The organism is Campylobacter sp. CFSAN122748 (genome assembly GCF_045277125.1).
GTDB classification, from domain to species: Bacteria; Campylobacterota; Campylobacteria; order Campylobacterales; family Campylobacteraceae; genus Campylobacter_D; species Campylobacter_D jejuni.
The window spans coordinates 1,426,437-1,448,794 of the sequence record NZ_CP116953.1 but is presented as its reverse complement, the minus strand read 5'-3'; the positions used below and the strand labels follow the sequence as shown (position 1 = coordinate 1,448,794).

The 22,358-nt window shown below is 28.6% G+C and carries 22 protein-coding genes; 5 read left to right on the top strand and 17 right to left on the bottom strand.

The annotated features are described in order from the left end of the window. Position 1 precedes the first annotated feature (1 nt). From OT390_RS07495 to OT390_RS07485, 3 genes are read left to right on the top strand one after another with little or no spacing between them, the layout of a single operon-like run. The gene (locus tag OT390_RS07495; protein WP_032584555.1) at positions 2–589 is read left to right on the top strand and encodes a transformation system protein; all 588 of its coding nucleotides are present in this window, start codon (positions 2–4) and stop codon (positions 587–589) included. Beyond that, positions 579–2,138 (top strand): GspE/PulE family protein, encoded by a 1,560-nt coding sequence (locus OT390_RS07490; RefSeq protein WP_032586875.1) that lies wholly within the window; start codon positions 579–581, stop codon positions 2,136–2,138. Before OT390_RS07495 ends, OT390_RS07490 begins: the two co-directional genes overlap by 11 nt. Next, complete coding sequence (locus OT390_RS07485; protein ID WP_032586873.1) at positions 2,135–3,316, top strand: type II secretion system F family protein; 1,182 nt, start codon at positions 2,135–2,137, stop codon at positions 3,314–3,316. Before OT390_RS07490 ends, OT390_RS07485 begins: the two co-directional genes overlap by 4 nt. Here OT390_RS07485 and OT390_RS07480 read toward each other — a convergent pair. Genes OT390_RS07480 through OT390_RS07435 form a run of 10 tightly spaced genes read right to left on the bottom strand, consistent with a single transcriptional unit; the run spans position 3,309 to position 11,000 of the window. Further along, a complete protein-coding gene (locus OT390_RS07480) occupies positions 3,309–4,073 on the bottom strand; it encodes a TSUP family transporter (RefSeq protein ID WP_061099855.1) in 765 nt (254 codons plus the stop codon). The genes OT390_RS07485 and OT390_RS07480 overlap by 8 nt on opposite strands. Before the next feature lie 3 nt (positions 4,074–4,076). Next, positions 4,077–4,841 (bottom strand): TIGR02757 family protein, encoded by a 765-nt coding sequence (locus tag OT390_RS07475; RefSeq protein WP_052800369.1) that lies wholly within the window; start codon positions 4,839–4,841, stop codon positions 4,077–4,079. Between the two features lie 16 nt (positions 4,842–4,857). Next, entirely contained in the window at positions 4,858–6,684 is a 1,827-nt protein-coding gene (gene flgK / locus OT390_RS07470; RefSeq protein ID WP_394535973.1) for a flagellar hook-associated protein FlgK, read from the bottom strand. Positions 6,685–6,693: 9 nt separating this feature from the next. Continuing rightward, positions 6,694–7,128, bottom strand: a complete 435-nt coding sequence (locus OT390_RS07465; RefSeq protein ID WP_002779263.1) for a flagellar protein FlgN — start codon at positions 7,126–7,128, stop codon at positions 6,694–6,696. A 42-nt stretch (positions 7,129–7,170) separates the two neighbouring features. Next, positions 7,171–7,368 carry a flagellar biosynthesis anti-sigma factor FlgM gene (gene flgM / locus OT390_RS07460; RefSeq protein WP_002779262.1) on the bottom strand — a complete coding sequence of 66 codons (198 nt, stop codon included), beginning with the start codon at positions 7,366–7,368 and terminating at the stop codon, positions 7,171–7,173. A gap of 56 nt (positions 7,369–7,424) precedes the next feature. Further along, positions 7,425–7,766 carry a hypothetical protein gene (locus tag OT390_RS07455; RefSeq protein ID WP_002784057.1) on the bottom strand — a complete coding sequence of 114 codons (342 nt, stop codon included), beginning with the start codon at positions 7,764–7,766 and terminating at the stop codon, positions 7,425–7,427. After that, positions 7,766–8,812, bottom strand: coding sequence for a flagellar basal body P-ring protein FlgI (locus OT390_RS07450; RefSeq protein ID WP_002826014.1), 1,047 nt, complete (start codon positions 8,810–8,812; stop codon positions 7,766–7,768). The genes OT390_RS07455 and OT390_RS07450 overlap by 1 nt, the downstream gene beginning before the upstream one ends. 58 nt (positions 8,813–8,870) lie before the next feature. Next, positions 8,871–9,554: a 16S rRNA (guanine(966)-N(2))-methyltransferase RsmD gene (rsmD, locus tag OT390_RS07445; protein WP_070296901.1), complete on the bottom strand. Its 684-nt coding sequence runs from the start codon at positions 9,552–9,554 to the stop codon at positions 8,871–8,873. Next, positions 9,547–9,930 (bottom strand): hypothetical protein, encoded by a 384-nt coding sequence (locus OT390_RS07440; RefSeq protein WP_002883406.1) that lies wholly within the window; start codon positions 9,928–9,930, stop codon positions 9,547–9,549. The genes rsmD and OT390_RS07440 overlap by 8 nt, the downstream gene beginning before the upstream one ends. Further along, a complete protein-coding gene (locus OT390_RS07435; RefSeq protein ID WP_394535972.1) occupies positions 9,927–11,000 on the bottom strand; it encodes a DUF5644 domain-containing protein in 1,074 nt (357 codons plus the stop codon). Before OT390_RS07435 ends, OT390_RS07440 begins: the two co-directional genes overlap by 4 nt. An 86-nt stretch (positions 11,001–11,086) precedes the next feature. On the opposite strand from OT390_RS07435, the gene OT390_RS07430 reads away from it, so the two are divergent. Continuing rightward, complete coding sequence (locus OT390_RS07430; RefSeq protein ID WP_004314275.1) at positions 11,087–11,908, top strand: thiamine-phosphate kinase; 822 nt, start codon at positions 11,087–11,089, stop codon at positions 11,906–11,908. After that, entirely contained in the window at positions 11,877–12,995 is a 1,119-nt protein-coding gene (gene truD / locus OT390_RS07425) for a tRNA pseudouridine(13) synthase TruD (RefSeq protein WP_004314278.1), read from the top strand. The genes OT390_RS07430 and truD overlap by 32 nt, the downstream gene beginning before the upstream one ends. Positions 12,996–13,050: 55 nt before the next feature. On the opposite strand, the gene OT390_RS07420 is transcribed toward truD, so the two are convergent. From OT390_RS07420 to OT390_RS07390, 7 genes are all read right to left on the bottom strand, one after another. Beyond that, on the bottom strand, positions 13,051–14,625 hold the full coding sequence (locus OT390_RS07420; RefSeq protein WP_052800532.1) for a glycosyltransferase family 2 protein: 1,575 nt from the start codon (positions 14,623–14,625) through the stop codon (positions 13,051–13,053). After that, positions 14,622–16,097, bottom strand: coding sequence for a hypothetical protein (locus OT390_RS07415; protein WP_406611472.1), 1,476 nt, complete (start codon positions 16,095–16,097; stop codon positions 14,622–14,624). Before OT390_RS07415 ends, OT390_RS07420 begins: the two co-directional genes overlap by 4 nt. An 88-nt stretch (positions 16,098–16,185) precedes the next feature. Beyond that, positions 16,186–16,785, bottom strand: a complete 600-nt coding sequence (gene cysC, locus OT390_RS07410; protein ID WP_002925327.1) for an adenylyl-sulfate kinase — start codon at positions 16,783–16,785, stop codon at positions 16,186–16,188. A 7-nt stretch (positions 16,786–16,792) separates the two neighbouring features. Further along, positions 16,793–18,505 (bottom strand): SLC13 family permease, encoded by a 1,713-nt coding sequence (locus tag OT390_RS07405; RefSeq protein WP_002925330.1) that lies wholly within the window; start codon positions 18,503–18,505, stop codon positions 16,793–16,795. Beyond that, positions 18,502–19,917, bottom strand: coding sequence for a sulfate adenylyltransferase subunit CysN (gene cysN / locus OT390_RS07400; protein ID WP_002925333.1), 1,416 nt, complete (start codon positions 19,915–19,917; stop codon positions 18,502–18,504). Before cysN ends, OT390_RS07405 begins: the two co-directional genes overlap by 4 nt. Then, the gene (cysD, locus tag OT390_RS07395) at positions 19,917–20,822 is read right to left on the bottom strand and encodes a sulfate adenylyltransferase subunit CysD (protein ID WP_002925335.1); all 906 of its coding nucleotides are present in this window, start codon (positions 20,820–20,822) and stop codon (positions 19,917–19,919) included. Before cysD ends, cysN begins: the two co-directional genes overlap by 1 nt. Positions 20,823–20,853: 31 nt before the next feature. Next, complete coding sequence (locus OT390_RS07390) at positions 20,854–22,341, bottom strand: hypothetical protein (RefSeq protein WP_240693982.1); 1,488 nt, start codon at positions 22,339–22,341, stop codon at positions 20,854–20,856. Positions 22,342–22,358: the final 17 nt, after the last annotated feature.

Genomic DNA, 22,358 nt, shown 5'->3' with positions numbered 1-22,358 from the left:
TATGCAAGAAAGAATTAAAGAGCTTGAGCTTAGGTATAAATATTTTTTACTTAAAAGATATTTAAAATATTTATTTTTAATTGTTTTAATCTTAGTAATAGCATTTTGTTTTTTTGTGATAATGCAAAAATATAATAAGCAAAAAAATATTTATTTGCAAGCTATTGAGCATAAAAAGCATTTAGAGCAAAAGATTCTTCAAGCGCAAATTTTACAAGAAAAAAATAAGATTTCTAGGGAAAAGTTATATAAAGAACTAGAAGAAGTTAAAGCGGTGCAGGAAAATACACATATTAGCAAGATAGAAATTGATTCTAAAATTTTAAATATTTCTGATTTAAAAAAATCTTTTTATCAAAATCCAAGCTATGAAAAGGCATTAAATTTAGCTAAGAAGTATTTTGATATTAAAGCTTATCAAAAGACAATATTTTGGGCTTTAAAAGCCAATGAACTTGACAAGCAAAAACAAGATTCTTGGCTGATTTTTGCTCAGGCTAAAAGAGCTTTAGGCGAAGAAAAAGAAGCTCAAAGTGCTTTAGATGCTTATATAAATTATTATGGTTTAATGGAATTAGATGGAAAGTAGAATGGATAAAATTTTTCAAGCTTATATTGATAATGAAATAAGTCTTGATGAAATTTGCACTAAATTTAATATCACTTCTTGGGATTTTTTTAAAAAATTAGCAAATTTTTGTAATTTACATTTTGTTGATTTAGATGAAGATAATGATTTTATTTATGAAGGTATACCTTTTTCTTTACTTTTAAAATTTAAATTTCTGCTTATTAAAAACAATGACGGCTTTATGATTATTAGATCCAAACCTTGTTCTTTAGAGCTTTTAGAGCAAGTTAAGACTTTTATGATTTGTGAAAAAATCGACACTGCAATTGCCGATGAATTAAAGATAGCTAAAATTTTAAATCAAATTCGCATTCAAGAGGAGATTAAAAGATTAAGCATTAAGCTTAGACTTGAATGGCAAGAAAATCAAAAAAGAGATGATCAAAGTTGCATCAGTCAAATTTTTGATTTTTTATTACATGAAATTTTATCTTTTCATGCGAGTGATATTCATATAGAAGCAAGGAATGATGACGCTTTGATTAGGTTTAGGGTTGATGGAATTTTGCGTGAATTTGCTATTTTTGAGAAGGATATTTATGAAGCTTTGGTTTTTCATGTCAAATTTTTAGCTTGTTTGAATTTAGCTGAATCAAGAAAAACACAAGATGGAAGTTTTGAATTAGATTTTGAAAATGAAAGATATGATTTTCGTGTTTCATGTTTGCCTTTGATTTATGGCGAAAGTGTTGTTATAAGAATTTTAAAACATGATAAAGAAATTTTGGATTTGTATAAACTAAATCTTGGAAATAAAAATTTAGAAATTTTAAAAAAGATTTTACATCGTCCCAATGGAATGATTTTATTAACCGGCCCTACAGGTAGTGGTAAAAGCACAACTTTATACGCGTGTTTAAACGAGTTGAAAAGTATTGAAAAAAAGATTGTTTCCGCAGAAGATCCTATAGAGTATAAAATTCCTTTAGTGCAGCAAATTTTGCTTAATTCAAAAGTTGGAGTCGAGTTTAATAGTGTTTTAAGAGCAATTTTAAGGCAAGATCCTGATATTATCATGATAGGAGAAATTCGCGATGAAGAAAGTTTAGATATTGCACTTAAAGCTTCTTTAACAGGTCATTTGCTTTTAAGCACCTTGCATACTAATGATGCTCTTAGTACCATTGATAGGCTTTTGGATATGCAAGCAAAAAGTTACTTGATAGCATCGGCTTTGAGTCTTGTTATAGCACAGCGTTTGGTTAGAAAACTTTGTCCTTGGTGTAAGCAAAAAAGCAAAAAACATTATATTGAATTTGAAGGTGAATTTTTTGAACCAAAAGGATGTGAGCGTTGTCATCATAGTGGATTTTTTGGCAGAGAATTAATCGCTGAGTGCTTAGAGATCAATGAAGATTTAGCTTGTGCAATTAGGGAAAATCAAGATAAAACGATTTTAATGGAGCTTGCAAAAAAATATGGCTTTCAAACTATGTTTGAACAAGGTTTAAAAAAAGCCAAAGAAGGTCTTACAAGTATAGATGAGCTTTTAAGGGTTGTAAGATGAAATTTTATGAAGTAGAATTTCTTAAAAACAATCAAAATTATACAAAAACTATAAAAGCTGAAAATTTAAATACAGCACAAGCAAAAGCCTTGTCAAAGAATTGGAAAATCATTGATATAAAAGAAATTCAAAAATCTAATTTTCAGAGATTAAAGGATGAAAATTTTATACTCTTTTTTAAAGAGCTAGCTTTGTTGTGTGAAGTTGGATTAAGTGTTCAAGAAGCGATTAGAGAATTATATCTTATGCACTCTTGCAAGATTATGAAAAAAATATTAGACAATTTAATTTTAGCCCAAAATCTAAATCAAGCTTTTGAAAATGCTAATTTTGGATTAAATCGTGCGGAGTTAGCTTTGATTAAAACGGCTGAAAAGACAGGAAAAATCAGTGAAGTGTTTAGTCAAATTTCTAAACTTCGAGAAAAAAGCTTAGAGAGTCAAAAACAATTAAAAAAGGCTTTTAGATATCCTACTTTGGTTTTTTTAAGTATTATCGGAGCATTTTTGTTTTTAATGCTTTTTGTAGTGCCTAATTTTAAAGATTTATTTGAAAATTTAGGCGCGAGTTTGCCTTTTATCACGCATGTAATGTTAGAAATTTATAATTTTTTAGATGACTATGGAATTTTTTGCATATTTTTGTTTGTTATTTTTATTGTTATGCTTATTTTAGCTTATAAAAATTTTCATTCTTTTGCTTTTTCTTGCGATTTTTTATTTTTAAAAATACCTTTGATTTCTCGTTTGATTATTTATAATCAAAATTATTATTTTTTTATGGTTTTTTCTTTGCTTTTAAAAAATGGAATTTCAATATCCAAAGCTTTTGATTTAGCTATTATAGGGCTTGAAAATAAATTTTTAATTTTTCAGTATAAAAAACTTTTTAGTTTTATAGATTCTGGTCTTGAGTTAAGTCAGGCTTTTAAAAAGATTGATATTTTTGATTCTTTGGTATTTTCTATGCTTAGCGTTGCGATGAAAAGTGGAAGACTTGAAGTGTTAAGTGAAGAAATTGCCAAATATTATCAACAAAAAAGTGAAAATTTAATGGATAGATTTTTGATTTTTTTAGAGCCTATGATGACTTTATTTGTGGCGCTTTTAGTTTTGTTTTTGGCTTTAGGTATATTTTTACCTATGTGGGAACTTAGCTCAGGGGTTAATTTTAACTAAAATAATCCCAAGCTACTTTAATGATAGTAGCTCCTACAACGATTAAAAATAAAGTTTTTATAAACTTTCCATTAGTTTTTAACACAAGTTTTGAACCCAAATAAGCTCCTAAAATTTGCCCTACACCCATAAGCAAACCTACAGCCCATAAAAGTTCGTATTGCCATAAAAATATAGCAAGAGCAATGATATTACTAGTGAAATTTAAAATTTTAGTATTAATGCTTGCTTTTCTCATATTAAAACCTAGTAGCATCACACAAGCAAAAATCCAAAATGAACCCGTTCCAGGTCCTAAAAATCCATCATAAAATCCTAAAGTTAAGCCACAAATTAAATGAAAAATTTTGATATTTTTTATTTTAGGTTCGCTTTCGTGTTTGCCTAAGTTAGGACGTAAGGCTGTATATAAGAAAGTAAGAGTTAAAAAGATCAAGATAATAAGTTTTAATTGCTCATCTTTTACAAAAAGAACGCTATAACTTCCTATAGCTGCTCCTAAGGCTGTGAAAAAAACACCCCAAGCAAGATGAGGTAGAGTGGTGGATTTAAAATAAGTTAAAGTAGCCGTAAAAGAACCAAAGACGCTTTGGAGTTTGTTTGTTGCTAAGGATAAATGCGCAGGAATTCCACAGGCTATGAGTGCTGGTAGAGTAATAAGCCCTCCTCCACCTACAATAGAATCTATAAAACCAGCAAAAAGAGCTACAAAAAAAAGTATGAAATAATAAATTGTATCTAAGTGCTCAAAGCCCATTTTTCACTCCTTAAATTTGTCAATTTCCTTACTTTGCCCTAAACGATAGAGTGCAAAGTCATATTTTATGGGATCATTTGCATCTAATTTTTTTAAATTTTGCGTGAGTTCTAAAACACTTTTATAATCATATATTTTACGCTTTAGAAGTCCTAAAGTCAAGGAAATTTTATGTGTATGTGTATCAAGTGGAATTAAAAGATCTTTGGTGTGAATTTTGGTAAAAAGTCCAAGATCAAGTTCATCTTTTCTAACCATCCATCTTAGATACATATTATAGCGTTTAAGAGGTGAAGTAGGAGTGTTTTGCCAAATTTTTCCAAAGAAAAAATCATATCCATAACTTGAATATGAATTTAAGGTTTTGATTTTTTGCATAAAAGCTAAGATGGCATCTGTGGTATTTTCTCTTTCTTGATAGGCTTGATAAAAAAGTTCGTAGAGTGAAATTTCATTTTTCAGCCTTGAAAGAGTGATAAAAATTTCTTGTATATCTTTTTCATTTTGGAAGCGGTATTTTAAATTTTTAAGTTCTTTTTTTATTTGTTTTTCTTGAAGGTTTAATAAAGAAAAATCAAGTTTCTTTAGAAAATTTACTATATTTTTAGCATTTCCATAGGCAAATAAAGCACAAATTAAGGCAATAAATTCATCATTGTGAATTTTAGCAATTTGCAAAGGATCTGGAGTTTCAAAAAGGGAATGATTGGTATTTTTTTGATTGGCTAAAAAATCGAGCTTAGCTTTAAGATGGATAAAATTTTTCATTTGATATTACTAGAGCTTAAGATTTAAGCCCTAGTAAGGTATCAAGCATTTGATCTACGGTTGAGACGATTTTTGCTGCTGCACCGTAACTTGATTGATATTGTATAAGGGCGGCTAATTCTTCATTTGTATTTACCCCACTTTTAGATTGGTACTCGCTATAAACAGAATTATAAAGAGTTTCATTGCTTGAATTGACGACATTGTTATTTTCACCATCTGAGGCTATTTTACCTGTAAGTTTGCGGTAATATTCTTCCATGGTAAGATTATCGATAGTGCCATCTTCATTATAAAAATTAACTTTTTTATATTGAAGTTGGATGATTTTATTTGCCATGTCATTTCCACTATCAACCCCACTTAAACTTGCTCTTACTGTGCTTGGATCATTTAAGATGGAATCTTTTACTTTCATGTCACTTGCATCAGTTCCGCTGAAAAAACCGCCTATACTAAACGCACCTGCGAAATTTGTGCCTTTATCTTCAATGGCTACCTTAAAACCTGATTTTGCATTGATTTGAAATAAACCATCTCCAGTTTTTGCATCGTAGCTAAAACTTGCATTGATATGATCATCAACATCATCGTTTGAATTTTTATTGTTATTATCATCTGTATTAGCATTGATTTGACGCATGATATCATTCATGGTTGTATTTACATCTATGGCGATGGTTTTGGTGAGTTTTTTATCGCCTTTATCATCATAAATGACTATATCAAAACTTCCTGGTTGTATGGTTCTGTCGTAATTAACTAAAGGAATATCTCCCTTAAGCCCAGATAGATAATCAGAAGTAACAGAACTTTTCGCAGAACTTGCATAAAGATTGTTAGTTTCATTGATCATGGTCTTAGCAAAAGTATCTAAAGAATCCATATAACCTTGGATAATTCCATCTTCATATTTTCCTTCGCTTTTGCTATAGTTTCTACCGCGTAAGTCAAGTTGAGCACCAAGCTGTCCACCGCTAATTTTTGCAGTAAGATCGCGAACTTTTTCATCAGGAGTTTCATAATAAATGCTATAAGATTTATTTTTATCATCATAATCAAGCTTTAAAGGATGAAAATTTATTCCATCTACTATACTAAAACCTTCTATACTTAGATTGTATTGATGTCCTGGATCAGTGATGGTTGTATCAAGGCGATTGTCTTGATTGATTTCATTTTTGCTTGCAACTGCACTAACTAGCTTTGAAAGAGTAAGCTCAAGTTCATCTCTTCTATCCCTAAGTTCATTTGCGTGTTCTGTTGGTAAGGCTTCTTGTCCATAAATTTGTTTATTTATAGTAGCAATTTCTTCGCCAATTCTATTAATCTCATCAACTGTATTTTTAATATCATCATTTACTTTTTTTTGGATTTTATCTAAGGTTGCAAAAGTGTTATTAACGCTTTCTGTTAAGGTCTGAGAAGCTTTTACAAGGGCTATTTTTGTGGCATTTTCGTTGGGGTTAGATGCAAAATCATTCCAAGCTTTGTTATAATTTTCTAAATCTTGCAAAATTCCAGTATTTTGTAAGTCGGGAAAACGCTGCGCAATTTCTTGTAAAGTGGAAGCTATATATTTAGTATATTCTAGTTGAGTAGATGCACCTTTTAATTTATAGTAAGAATACTCATCATGCAAACGCACTATACTTTCTACAGCAGTTCCTGTGCCTACTTGAACTCCACCTGTTGTAATATATCCATTTGTAGTTTGCACCACTCTTTGGCGTGTATAAAAAGTTGCATTAGCATTTGAGATATTATTTCCAGTTGTTGCGATTTGAACTTCGCTTGCCTTTAAGCCTGTAACACCTGTGTATAATGTTCCAAAAATACCCATTATAAATCCTTATACATTGATCTTGAAAATTGACTCTGGATTTGTCTTTTTATCTCCATAAGCATTATTTGTTCCATCATTGATATCAAACATTTTATTTACTAAGCCATCAAGAAAATCTTTGACAATAAGAACAAATTTAGCATACTCTTTGTTTTTACTATGAAGGTTTTGAAGATTTTTTTTAAGTAGATCTAGTTTTTGTTTATCTTCATCATCTAAGAGTTCACTAAGCCCTTTTGTAGAGCTATTATTTAGCTCAACCAAGGCAACATCAAGTTGTTTTTTAGCTGTAATAAATTCCGCGATAAGTTTGTTTTTTTCTTCTACACTTGGCGTTACACTCTCATGTTTAGCCACTTTGATATTTTCTATATCTTCTTCGGTTAAAGCAATAAGTTTTGCTAAGATAGCATTTACTTCATCAAGTCTTTGTTTAAGCATATTTTCTCCTTTTCTCTCTCAAAAAAAGGAGAATGAAAGTTTTTAGATTAAAGAGTCAGCAATCGCAGCAGCCGTAGCTTTTGTATCGATTTTATAAGTACCATTTTTAATCTGCTCTGCGATTTTACTCGCTTTATCATTTTCCGTTTTTTGAGTATCGTTTGTTTTAGTTTCTTTATCTATTCTATTTGTATTTAATGCGGTATTTGCCACATAACTTTGTTGTATAGGATTGATCATTTCTGCCTCCTTAGTTATAATCCTCTACAAACCATATCGACCTAAATTTAAAAAACTTAACCCCTTTCTTTTAAAAAATCGTATAATAATTTTGAAAAACCCATACCTCCACTTAAAGCTTTACTCATGGTATCATTATACATGGAAGAGTATATTTCATCGCTGGCATCTTTTCCAAAGAGTGAATTTTGACTTTTTAAAGATACATCTAAAACTTGCTTTAAAAAAAATGCCTCAAAAGCATCCGTTTGTTCTTTTAAGGCTTCATCTTCTTTGCTCTTTGTAACTATATCATTGTCATTTATTTTGATGCTTGATTCTAAACTTCTTGCTTTGGCTGCACGATCAAGTAAAGCGCTATTCATACTATAAGTATTTAAAAAATTATCCACTTTCATTAGATGATCTCCAAATCCGCGTTAATTGCACCTGCGCGCTTTAAATTTTCCATAATAGCGATAATGTCATTTGGGGTTGCTCCAAGTTTGTTAAGCATTCTAGCTATATTTGCAACTGTGCTTTTTGCATTGTTGATTCTTAAGGTATTTGAACTTGGATCTACAAAACCACCATCTTTCATATCGATTTCATTTTGATTAGCTACTGCGTTATTGTTTGGATCTATTTTTATAGTGATATCTTTATGAGTGATTAAAACAGGTTCTACCTCTACATCAACTCCAGCAATCACTGTTCCTGTTCTTTCATCGATGATAACTTTGCTTTGTGGTTTATAAGCTATATCTTGTTCTAAAACTCTTGCCATAAAATCAACATTTGAAAGATCTTCAGGTTTTTTGAGTTTTACTGTGCGAGAGTCGATGGCTTTAGCCACTTCTTCGCCAAAAACGGTATTTAAAACTCTTTCTATATCATTTGCGGTTTTAAAATCTGCTACTTTTAAGCTTAAGGTTAGATCATTATTTTGGCTAAAATTTTGTGGAATTTCTCTTTCTACATTAGCTCCGCCCATTACGGTTGCAGCAGTTGAGTGAGAACCTGCTCCTCCTGGTCTAGGTGTTAAACCTCCTGTTGAGATAGAGCCTTGTGCTATAGCATAAATTTCACCATCAATCCCACGAAGTGCAGTCAGTAAAAGTGTTCCGCCTTGTAAAGATTTTGCATCACCCATAGATGAAACGGTAATATCAAGTTTATCTCCGCTTTTTGCAAAGGCTGGAAGTTTGGCTGTAACCATAACAGCTGCGGTATTTTTTGATTTGATATCATTAGGATCTACTTTGATATTCATACCTTGCAAAAGGTTTGAGATGGATTGTAGTGTAAATTTAGAGCTTGTTCCATCGCCACTTCCATTAAGTCCTACAACAAGTCCATAACCTATGAGTTGGTTATCTCTTACACCTACAGTGTTTGCTACATCCTTGATTTGCACTGCAAAAATGCTTGTCATAAAGAGTAAAAATATCGTTAAAACTCTCATGGATTCTTCCTTTAATCTATTGTTGATGATAGATCAAGCAAGAAGTGTTCCAAGTAAGTTAAGAAGTGTAAAAGCTTAAGCTAGTTGATCCAAATTTCTTTTCTTTAATTTTTTGAAAATTTTGGATTTTTTCGGGAGTTTTTATGGTTGAGTGGTGTTCAAAAATGATTAAATTTAAAGTCTTTAAATCTAAATTTTCTAAAAAATGATAAATTTTTTCATAAATATCACTAAAACCTTCTCTGATATCAAAAGGTGGGTCAAGATATAAGATGATTTCATTTTTTGAATTTTCTATGAGTTTAGGTAAAATTTCAAAAGTATTTGCGTGGATAACTTCTAAATTTGGATCTATATTTTTAGCATTTTCTAAAGCAATTTTATAGGCTTTTGCATCAAGTTCTATAGCATAAGCTTTTAAAGCATAATTACTTAGTGCTTCAGCCGCCATCAAAGCACTTCCGCCAAAGGCTTCAATGAAAATTTTATCTCTTAAATCTTCCCTTATTACATTAAAAACACAACTTTTTACTATGCTTTTAGTACTTCTTGTTGTTGTAAGACTAGGTAAAAGTAGTTTTTTTCCTTTGTATTTACCACTTTCTATATTTGTATAAAGCTTTGTTTCTTTGACTTTTTTTATTTTTTCTTTAGGGGAACTAATTTCTTGTTTTTGAAGAAATTTTTTTCTTTTTTCATTGTGATTAAAAAAGTCTTTAACGCTTATAAATTCATCATTCATCATTAAGTGCTTTTACGAGTTTGTTTTTAAGATCTTTTATGGCAAGATCGATTTTATTTTCATAATCTTTTTTAAATTCCAAAGCAATAGCGTCAATTTTTTCTTCAAGCAGTCTTTTTTGTTCAAGTGCAAGTTGCAAAGCTGCTGCTTTTAAGGCATTATCAAATTCATTTAAAGACTCAAACAAGACTTCTTTGCTAAATGGTATGCTTAAAAATGGAGAGTTTTTAGAGATGATAAATAAGGGTTTTGCGGTATGAATTTTTTCATCGCTAATGATGAAATCACAATCTTTTTTCATTACTAAATGATCTTTTAAAAAAAGTTCTAAAGTTTTTTCTATGATGAGATCTTTGCATTCTAAAGAGATTTTCATATCAAACTAACCTTTAAAGTGTGATTTTTTAATGATGGAGCTTGTATGCCTTCGATAAGGGCTAAAAACTCAAAATGGCTCAAAATATAAAAGTCTTCAAATTCCCTTCCGCTTGTTTGCATAAGTTTTTTAGCACAAGTATCAAAAAGATAAAAATCTTTTTCTTCTCTTACTACCATAAAATCAGCCCCGCTATCATAAGCGTCCAAAACAATATCTGCAGCCATTTTATAGCTTAGCGTAGGATTTAGATTAAGCAAGCTAAAGCCATTATTTTTTGTACTGTTTTCATAGGAAATAAATTTAGCCTTAAGTTTGGATTTTAAAGTATCGCAAGCATTAAAACCATAAAAAGCTATATTGAAATCTTTAAAATTATGTTTAATTTCTTTAAGTTCTTTGATCTCATTATCAAAAGCATTGGTTTTAGGTAAATCAAAGTGTAAAATATTTTTATCAAAAAGCCCTAAATTTAAAATTTCATTTTGTAGGTTTTTGATCGTTGTTTCTAAAATTTCATTTTTGCTTTCAAGATGATAAAAAATACCCTTTTCTTTATCTGCTAAAGTTTTTAAAATTTCTATCTTTTTTTCAGGATATTTTTCTATCATTTTTGAAGCCAAATAAAACACTCCATCGCCCATATATTCAGGAAGATAGTCTAAAATTTCACTTGCATAATATAAATAATCATATTTTGCATAAAGCTTTTTATCTTCTTCATCGCCAAATTTTTCAAGATATTTGTATTTGTCTAAAAAATCATTTTTATCCATGATAAGATCTTTAATAGCTCTTTTTGTGCTTAAAGGTTCGATACAAAGACTAAAATCAAATTCTTTTGCTATTTTTTCCAAAGGTGTAAAAAGTGGTATGATTTGCTTATTTACAACTATGTAAGTATCTTCATCTTTATCAAAATCAAAATAAATATCATCATCTTGAACTTGCAAAAGCAGATCATAAAAGCTTGCAAAATTTTCATAATTATCATAAATATAAGGTTTATAATAAGCCTCATAATCCTTGGTTTTATCAAATCTAAAAATTCTTAATTCTAATTTTTTCATGGTTTTTCCTTAAATATTTCTATATTATATAAAATTTTTCTAAAATTCACTAGAATTTAAAAGGAAATTTTATAAAATCACGCATTATGAACAAAGAAGATTTTATTATCAAAGCTTTTTTAAATGAAAAAAATGGCGATGATGGAGCTGTTATTGATGATTGGTGTTTTAGTAAGGATTTGTTTTTTGAAAATGTGCATTTTAAAAGAGAGTGGCTTAGCTTAGAGCAAATTGCTACAAAAGCAATGCTTGTCAATATCTCAGATGCTATTTCAATGAATGCTGTACCAAAATACGCACTTTTAGGACTTGCTTTACCAAAAAATTTAAGCGAAAATGAGATCAAAGCCTTGCAAAAAGGTTTTTTAAAAACAGCTAGGAAATTTAATATAAAAATCATAGGCGGTGATACTATAAGCAATGATAAAATAGACATTAGTCTTACTATCATTTCAAAGATTAACGATAAAGCTGTTTTTAGAAAAGGTTTAAAAAAGGGGCATTTACTTGCTTATACGGGAAAATTAGGACGAAGTTTAAAAGGGCTTGAAATTTTACAAAATGGGGGCACTTTAAAACCAAACCATGTATTTATAAAGCCAAAATTAAGAGCTAGTTTTTTTTATGAAATCGCACCTTTAATTTCTTGTGCTATGGATATTTCAGATGGTTTAAGCAAGGATTTATCAAGGCTTTTAGCTTTAAATAAATGCGGTATTTCTTGGTTTAAAAAGCTTGATGATTATACGCTTTATAGCGGAGAAGAATATGAAATTTTGTTTGCTTTTGATGAAAAAGAGCGTCAAAATATAAAAACAATAGCCAAAAAACACGGCGTGAAATTAAATATCTTTGGAAAAGCAGTGAAAGGAAAATATGAATTTAGAGGAAGAGAACACCATTTTTAAGCCTTTGTATAGTTTAAAACACAGTCCTATTAATGCGTATTTTAGTAAAAATAGCGATGATTTTGTAGTGCGTGAAAGGCCTTTGTATGAATTTAGCGGTAAGGGTGAACATCTTATTTTGCATATCAATAAAAAAGATTTAACCACAAATGAAGCTTTAAAAATTTTAAGCGAAACAAGCGGGGTTAAAATAAGAGATTTTGGTTATGCAGGGCTTAAAGATAAGCAAGGATCAACCTTTCAATACCTTTCTATGCCTAAAAAATTTGAGAGTTTTTTGTCAAATTTTTCTCATCCTAAACTTAAAATTTTAGAAACTTTTATCCATGAAAACAAGCTAAGAATAGGGCATTTAAAAGGAAATACTTTTTTCATACGCTTAAAAAAAGTTTTACCAAGCGATGCTTTAAAACTAGAACAAGCTTTGATGAATTTGGATAAACAAGGTTTTACGAATTATTTTGGTTATCAGCGTTTTGGAAAATTTGGGGATAATTATAAAGAAGGGCTTGAAATTTTGCGTGGCAAAAAAATGAAAAATGTAAAAATGAAAGAGTTTTTAATTTCAGCTTTTCAAAGTGAGCTTTTTAATCGCTATTTGAGTAAAAGAGTGGAGTTATCACATTTTGCAAATGATTTTAGCGAAAAAGAATTGATCCAAATTTATAAAATTTCTAAAGAAGAAGCTAAGGAACTTAAAAAACAAGAACAATTTTTTAAGCTTTTAAAAGGTGAGGTTTTAGGGCATTATCCTTTTGGAAAGTGTTTTTTATGCGAGGATTTAAGTGCTGAGCTTGGGCGTTTTAAGGCAAGAGATATAAGCGCCATGGGGCTTTTAATCGGTGCTAAGGCTTATGAAACAGGAGAAGGTTTGGCCTTAAATTTAGAAAATGAAATTTTTAAAGATGCTTTGGAGTTTAAGACTAAAATGCAAGGTTCAAGACGCTTTATGTGGGGATATTTAGAAGAGTTAAAATGGCGTTATGATGAAGAAAAAGCTCATTTTTGTATAGAGTTTTTCTTGCAAAAAGGCTCTTATGCTACTGTGGTTTTAGAAGAAATTTTGCATAAAAATTTATTTGAGTGAGCGTAAATATATCTAATATATATTTTATCTTTTCCTCTTATACTCTCTCTTCAACCTAGGCACATCTTTGAAGTAAAACTTGATATACCCCCCCCCCATACCAATTCTTACTAGCCTTAATAAATTCTTCTCCTAGTTTATAAGTAAAACATTCTTTTTCTTTTAAAGCTTCATTATAATCAGGATAAGTTTCTAAAGGTGGTAAAGCTAAATTTGGATTTTTCTTTACTTTAAATTTATAAGCCTTTTGTTCTTGTTTATGTGAAATAACAATGCTTAATATTATAAAAGGTAAAGATAGAAAACCCAATACACTTTTAGAATTTATAATCAAAGCCTGTCCTAGTTTATAAGAAAGTTGGTTTTGAATTCTTATTTTAGCTTTTCCATAATTATTTTGGAAATTTAGTGTTTTATTTAAATTATGAATTTGATTAGTTTGGTTTATAATTATAGTTTTTTTATTTTCTAATATTTTATTTAGATTTTTTATTACTTTTTTCAATGAAAAAACTTTTTTTATATAAAGTTTTTTAGGAATTTTATTTAAAATATCTAAAGGATCTTTATTGCAATCTAAAATTTGCCAAAGAGCTGATATTCTATCATTTAAAAGATTTTCTAAAACTGTATTTTGGTATTTATTGGCAATTTTATTTTCGATAAAACTTAATAACTCAATACAAGTTAAAGCTTCGCTACTGATCCTATGATAAAATTTAGTTTGTTCTATATTGTTAAATTTATTATAAATATTTTTCATATATGGACTAATCCAAGTATTCTTATTTTGATTACTATAATCACATAAACTATTATCCCTAATTCTATAATTATAAAGTTTACAAGGGAGGTATGAAATAAATTTGCATGAAAGAAATAAACTTATTCCAAAAAATACATCTTCATGTATAGTTTGTTTAATAAAATGAAGGTTATAAGTTATAAGATGTTTAAAATCAATCATTCCATTCCAAGCAAAAGAAAACCAAGTAATTCCAGTATTTTTATATTGATTAATCCAATCTAAGGGGGTTATAATATTTTCTTTAAATTTATATCTGTCATGATAGGTTATATTTTCAAAATTTATATTATTTGTTTCATAGTAAAATTTCCAATCAAACCAGACCACTTCAACCCCATCCATTCTAGGAACACATTCTTCTATGCAGTTTAACTCCCAATAATCATCAGAATCTAAAAAGATAATATAATCAATATCAGGAGCTTTAAAATTTAAAAGTTCATCTTTATTTTTAAAGAAATTTGAACTTTTATATATTTTATAAATATTATAAGGATTATCTTCATTGTCTAGTTTAAATTCTACTAAGGAGTTTTCTTTTGATTCTTGGGTAATGTTTTTAAAATCATACTCTTTACTAAAGAATTCTATGCCTACATTACGAGATGAAGAAAGTCCTCCATTCTCCTTATCAAAAAGTATAAATCTTTCATCTTTTAAGGTATATTCTTTTGCAATATTGAGTGAATTTTCATCTGTGCTACCATCATTTACAAGTACAACTTGTAAATTTTTATAAGTTTGATTGACAACACTATCTAAACATTCTCTTAAATATTTTTCTACATTATAGATTGGGATAACTACACCTACGGTTTTCATTGTTTTTTCCTAAGTTTCTTATGAAGTTTAAAAACTCTATAAGGCAATAAGAATAATCCCCCCCCCCCATACCAATTCTTACTAGCCTTAATAAATTCTTCTCCTAGTTTATAAGTAAAACATTCTTTTTCTTTTAAAGCTTCATTATAATCAGGATAAGTTTCTAAAGGTGGTAAAGCTAAATTTGGATTTTTCTTTACTTTAAATTTATAAGCCTTTTGTTCTTGTTTATGTGAAATAACAATGCTTAATATTATAAAAGGTAAAGATAGAAAACCCAATACACTTTTAGAATTTATAATCAAAGCCTGTCCTAGTTTATAAGAAAGTTGGTTTTGAATTCTTATTTTAGCTTTTCCATAATTATTTTGGAAATTTAGTGTTTTATTTAAATTATGAATTTGATTAGTTTGATTTCTGAGTTCTTGATTTTTAATTTCTAAAGTTTGATTAAGACCGAGAATATTTTCATTGTTTGTTTTGATAATATCTGCTATAAATTCAGCTATTTTATCCCAGTATTCTGGTTTCATTTCTTTAAGTTCATAATTTTCTTTATAGGTATTCATATCTTTTTTAGGAAATAATCTTTCTTTATGTGGAAAAAATTCCTTTCTAACCCATTCGTTTGACTCTTCAAAATAATCTATATAAGATTGGTATATTTCTTTTGGTGGTTGAAATTTAAGTTTGGGATCTTTTGAGGTAAAATGTTTATCGAAAAAATTAACAATAAAATCAACATATCTATTTGTAAGCATTGGAATGCTGTAATTATTAAAATGATTCAAAATTTCCATTCCCAATAAATCTAAAGTTTCGTTTTGTTTATCAGGTATGATAAAATTATTATCCCATTCTAGACCTATAGTATTTATAAAATCTTTTAACAAATCTCCTTGATAAAATTCATTTTTGCTGAACAATTTTACGATGAGATTTTCTTTTTTAAAAATATTTCCCCAATTTTTTAAAGTTTGTTCATGATGACATAAAATTTTAAATTTATTATTTTCACTAGGTAAGGATAAAATTTTTTTTGGAGTACCATCTTTTAGTGCTTGAGAACACATAGAAATAAATAAATCACTAGGATTTCTTAAATAAATTATAATATATATCTTAGTAAATCCTAGATTTTTTAAAATAATTTGCAATTCTTGTATATATTTTTCATTGTAAAGTAAAAATTGAATGTTTTCGGTTGAAACTATTACTTTGTTTGAATGAGAATTATTGATTTCTTGTTTTAATGGTTTTAAATATGAGTCTAAGCTTGAAAAATTAGCTTGTTCTAAAAAATATTCAATTGCATGAGCAAAAGGATTATGATCGTTTAAATGCCAAGAATTTTTAATAGAATTTGGATATAAGGTTTTTTGAATTTTAAGTAAATTTTGATTTTTATATAAAAAATCTTGAATAGAACTAGTCCCAGTTTTCATAGTTCCTATATGTAAGTAACAGGTCATTTTAACTCCATCAAATAAGAATTTTTTAAAATTTTATTATGTAAAAAACTTTTTTACTCAAATATTTTTATTTTCTACATAAATTTTTTCAAGTATCAATATATCCATTTTCTTTAAGATAGTTTAAGATTATATCTACATTTTCATTAAGTTTGGCTTTGGAATTTTGCAAATGAATTTCAGGATTTTGAGGTTTTTCATAAGGACTGTCTATACCTGTGAAATTTTTTATTTCTCCATTTCTTGCCTTTTTGTAAAGTCCTTTAGGATCTCTTTTTTCACAGAGTTCTAAAGGTGTATCTACAAAAATTTCTATAAATTCATCTTTTTTTACTAAAGATCTTGCTAAAGCTCTATCGCTTTTAAAGGGTGAGATAAAAGCACTTAGTATAATCAAACCACTATCAACAAAAAGTTTGCAAAGTTCTGCTATGCGTCTTATGTTTTCCACTCTTGAGTTTTCATCAAAGCCTAAGTCTTTATTTAAACCTATGCGAATATTATCCCCATCAAGCAAATACGTATGAAAACCAAGCTCGTGTAATTTCTGTTCTAAAGCATTGGCAATGGTTGATTTTCCACTTGCACTAAGTCCTGTTAGCCAAAGTACACAAGGTTTTTGATTTTTAAGTTTTGATCTTTGTTCTTTGGTGATATTTGTGTTATGCCAAGTAAGATTTTTATCCATAAATATCCTAAAAATTAAAGATTAAAGGTATGCCTATGAGAACTATAGCACTATATACGATAGAAACAATGGCACCTATTTTTATAAAATCTGTCATTTTGTAATCACAAAGCGAGCTAACCATTAAATGAGTTTGGTATCCATGTGGTATCATAAACCCAGCACTAGCACCATAAGCTACAGCAAAGATGAAGGGCAAAGGATTTACTCCCAAGGCTTGAGCTGTGGCAAAACCTATAGGGAAAGCTAAGGCCGCAGCAGCGTTATTGGTAATAAATTCGGTTAAAAGTAGGGTTAAAAGATAAACTCCTATAAAACTTCCATAAACTCCATAATGTCCAAAAAAACCTGTGATAAGTTGAGCTAAATCTTTGGCAAGTCCGCTATCTACAAGTACTTTAGTAATTGCTAAAGAAGAGCCTACTATGATAAAAATATCAAAAGGAAAACGCCTTTTTACTTCATCAAGCTTGATAAATTTGCAAAGTAGTAAAAAGCCTAAACAAATAAGCAAAGCTTTGGTAAAAGAGATAAAATTTAAAGCCGAAAAAACAATAACACTTAAAAAAGCCATTATGGTCATTAAGCTTTTTTTAGCATCAAGTTTTTCGTTTTGTTTGATATTTGAAAGTAAATAAAAATTTTTAGCTAAATTATCTCTTAAGATAAAATCTTTACCCACAGCTAAAATCATTCTATCTCCAGCTTGCAAAACACTTTTGCCAATTTTTTTGATATATACATCTCCTCTTTGTAAAGAAATAATAGCTGCATCAAATTTAGATCTAAAATTAGCTTCTTTTACGCTTTTTCCAATTAAATTAGAAGTTGGAGAAATAATTGCATCGATGAATTTACTTTCTTTTAACTCATAACCATCCGCAAGTTTTAAGCCATCAAATTTATTTAAAGTTTCAAGTTGTGAAATATTTCCGCTAAATATAAGTGTATCTTTTGCATTTATAATTTCATTATGTGAAACGGGAGTGATGCTTTGGTTGTTTCTTTGAATTTCTACCAAAAATAAAAACTCTAAATTTCTAAGTTTGTTCTCTTCTATGCTTTTGCCTATTAAAGAGCTATTTTCTAAGACTTTTAAGGCGATTAAATGTTCTTTTATATTTTTATCTTTATTTTCATAATTGGGTAATAATTTACTAAAAATCATCAAAACCAAAATCATTCCTATGCTTAAAGCTATACCTATATAAAAAAAATCAAACATTTTAAGACTTGGCAGTCCATTTTGTACCACAAAGGAATTGATGATTAAATTTGTAGAAGTTCCCACAAGAGTGATAACACCGCCTACTATGGCAAAATAAGAAAGAGGGATTAAAAGCTTTGAAGGAGCTTGAAATTTATTGTTTTTTACTATACCCATAAAGCTTGCTACTACTGCGGTATTGTTTAAAAAGGCTGAAACCGCACAAGTAATTACACCTAATCTCAAAAGAGAAAGATTATAGTTTTTTCCTATGATAAATTTACTTGCCCATTCTATAATGATAGTTTTTTCAACAGCGATAGAAACTAAAAGTAGCAACATGAGTGAAATTAAAGAATCATTTGTATAAGAACTTATCCAAGTTTTAAAATCAAGATAACCTAAAGCGTAGTAAAATCCTGCCAAACTTCCAAATAAAACAGCAGGCTTTATTTTGTTGCGTATGAGCAATATAAGTAGAATTAAAAGCGTGATACCTACTATGATTTTCATATTTTTCTACACTCCCATTCTGGATAGTTTTTTCTTATAAAAGTGTTAAGTTCTATTTCAGCTTGAGTGTAAATTCTTTGGCTTTGCTGTGAATTTAAAATTTTTATTATCATACCTGCGGCCAAGGTTTCATTGCTATATTTATCGATGATAATAAATGATCCTAAGGTTTTATTATCTTTATACTCTTTAAGTGCTAAATTTTTATCTAGTTTTAAAGTACAATTTGCAATATCATTAAGTATTAAATTTGAGGTATTTTCTTCTTTAAAAGTATTGATATCTTTTTTATAGTTAATATTTTCAAATTTAACATTGCAAAGATTATGAGCTCTTTTTATAAGATAATTTTCATTAAGATCTAATTGTTTTTGACTCATCCATATAATCATAGCTTCAAAAGCATTGCTCATTTTAAGATCATGGTTGATAGATGTCAAAATATCGCCTCTAGAAATATCGATTTCATCTTCTAAACATAAACTTACGGCCATATTAACACAAGCTTCATTTTGACTTGGAATGATTTCATTTTCATCTAAAGCTCTTAAATCTTTAATATCACTTGTAATGATACTTTTAATTTTAGATTTTTGCATAGAAGGCAAGACTATAACTTCATCTTGTAATTTTATATAACCACTTGCTATATTTCCGCAAAAACTACGAAAATTTAAATGCGGACGATTAACATACTGCACAGGCATGATAAAATCATTTTGAATGATTTTATTTATTTTAATTTCATCTAAAAGTGCAAGTAGAGTTTCACCTTTATACCAAGATAAATTTCTACTTTTTTGAGTGATATTTTCACCATTTAAAGCACAAATGGGAATAAAGTGTGTTTGGATATCTTCTTGCAAATAAGGGATGATTTTTTCATAATCTTTACAAATATTATTAAAGATTTTTTCTTCGTAAGAAACTAGATCCATTTTGTTAATGGCAATGATAAAATTTTTAATACCAAGTAAGCTCACTATATAAGAATGCCTTTTAGTCTGCTTTAAAACCCCTTTTCTTGCATCAATTAAAATAATAGCAATATCTGCTGTACTTGCTCCTGTTGCCATGTTTCTAGTGTATTGTTCATGGCCTGGGGTATCAGCTATAATAAATTTGCGTTTATTACTGGTAAAAAATCTATAAGCCACATCTATGGTAATGCCTTGTTCTCTTTCGCTTGCAAGCCCATCTACTAAAAGTGCAAAATCAAGTTTATCTCCGGCATTCCCCATTTTTTTACTATCTTTTTCTAAGGTGCTTAATTGATCACTAAAAAGAGCTTTAGTATCATAAAGTAATCTTCCTATAAGAGTGGATTTTCCATCATCAACGCTACCACAAGTGATAAAACGACAAAGTTCTTTATTTTCATGTTCTTTTAGATAATTTTCTACACTTTGCATTAAAAATACCCTTGTTGTTTTTTCTTTTCCATGCTAGCTTCTTCATCACTATCTATAAGTCTTCCCTGTCTTTCACTGGTTGTAGCTAGAAGTAGTTCTTCTATGATATCTAAAACACTTGTGGCATTTGAATTTATGGCTCCAGTTAGAGGATAGCAACCCAAAGTTCTAAATCTTACCATTTCTTCTTTAGCATTTTTTGCTAAATCTTTTGGCATTCTATCATCATCAACTAAAATTTTTGTTCCCATGTATTCAACTATAGGTCTTTTTTTGGCAAGATAAAGACTTGGTATAGGAATATTTTCAAGGTATATATACTGCCAAATATCAAGTTCAGTCCAATTGCTCAGCGGAAAAACTCTTATGGATTCTTTTTTGTTATGGCGTCCATTATATAAATTCCAGAGTTCTGGGCGCTGATTTTTAGGATCCCAAGTATGATTTTCATCACGGAAGGAATAAATTCTCTCTTTTGCTCGAGATTTTTCCTCATCACGTCTAGCTCCTCCAAAAACAGCATCAAATTGGTATAAATCAAGCATTTGCTTTAAAGCTTGAGTTTTCATGATATCTGTATGCATATTTGAGCCATGTATGAAAGGGGATATATTTATTTCTTTGCCTTTTGGATTAGTATAAACGATAAGTTCCATACCGAGTTCTTTAGCTCTTTTATCACGAAATTCTATCATTTCTTTAAATTTCCAAGTCGTATCTACATGGACTAAAGGCAAAGGAGGAGTGGCTGGATAAAAAGCTTTTTGTAAAAGATGAAGCATCACTGAACTATCTTTACCTATGCTATAAAGCATAGCTGGCTTTTCAAATTCAGATATTACTTCACGCATGATGAAAATAGACTCACTTTCAAGTTGTCTTAGATGGGTAAGATTGAAAGTCATTTATTCCCCTTTCTCAAACTCTCTCTTCAACCTAGGCACATCTTTGAATATAAATTTGATATACCCCCCCCCCATACCAATTTTTATTAGCCTGCATTAAAGCTTTGCCTAGTTTATAAGTAAAACATTCTTTTTCTTTTAAAGCTTCATTATAATCAGGATAAGTTTCTAAAGGAGGTAAAGCTAAATTTGGATTTTCTTTTATTTTTTCTTCATAGGCTTTTTGTTCAAATTTATGTTTGTCTTTTATATAAGATAATACATAAGGTATTCTTATATATCCTAATATACTTTTTGAATTAGCGATTAAAGCTTGTCCTAGTTTATAGGACAGATGGTTTTGAATACGAGCTTTAGCTGAATTAGCTTGAATAAAAGTAATTTTAGGATTTATTATGCTCATTTTTAGACCTAAAGATTTAGCAAGTTTTTTACTTTCTAATTTTTTAATAATTAAATCCTGTTCTAGATTGGCTAATTCTAAGATTTGTTTTTTCAAAGGGAAAGAATTTGCAATATTTTGAAATTCTTTATTTTTCTGTATTTGTTGATTTTGAAAAGTTAAAATTAATGTAATTATTTCTTTAAAAAATAAAATGATTTGTTTAAAGTCATCATGCTTTATTTCATTAATATACCAATTTTCTTTATATTTATTAATATTAATAGGAGGGAATAATGCTTGACCGTTAAGGTATCTGTTTTCTAGTTCTTTTATTTCTTTATTATAAAATAAATTGTAATTATTGTAAATTGTTTTTTTTGGTAAAAATTTATCTCTTGTAGAAAAAAATTTTTCCATTATTTTAACAAAAGATGGAATGAGATTTTTTTCAATGATTAAATCGGAAAAATTTTTATCTTCATATAAAATATTGCATATATTAATACCCAATATATCTAAAGATTCATTCATGGTTTCCATTGTTTTAAATGAACTATCTCGATTAATTTTGAAAATTGATAAAAAGTCATCTATAAGATTATTGTTCAAAAATTTATCTTTATTAAAACTTTTTATAATTATATTTTTGTGCTTGAAGACATTTTCGTAAATTTTTATAACTTTAGAATATTGTAATTGGTGTGCTATCATGAAATGAATATCTTCATTTGGATTTTTTTGAAAAATATTTGCATAACTTGAAGCTCCACTTTTAATTGCTTGAGTGTAATAGGAAATAAAATAATCAGCAGGTCTTCTAAAATAAACTATAATTTTAATATCTGAAATACCAATAAAATATAATATTTCTTTAAAAATACTTAAAAACTCAAAGGAGCTACATAGTTGGTAAATTCCCTTACAAGATAACAAGATAATTTGATTTGAATTTAGTTTTTTTATTTCTTCCTTTATAGTTTGAATTTCTTGTTCTTGGTTTAAAAATATTGATTTATTTTGATAAAATAAATCAATATTTTTATTTGATTTTTCCCAAAGTATATTAAGTAATTTAGGAATAAACCAATGATCTAATGCTCCCTTATAATTTAAATAACATACATTTCTTTTCATTAATTCATTTCTATATG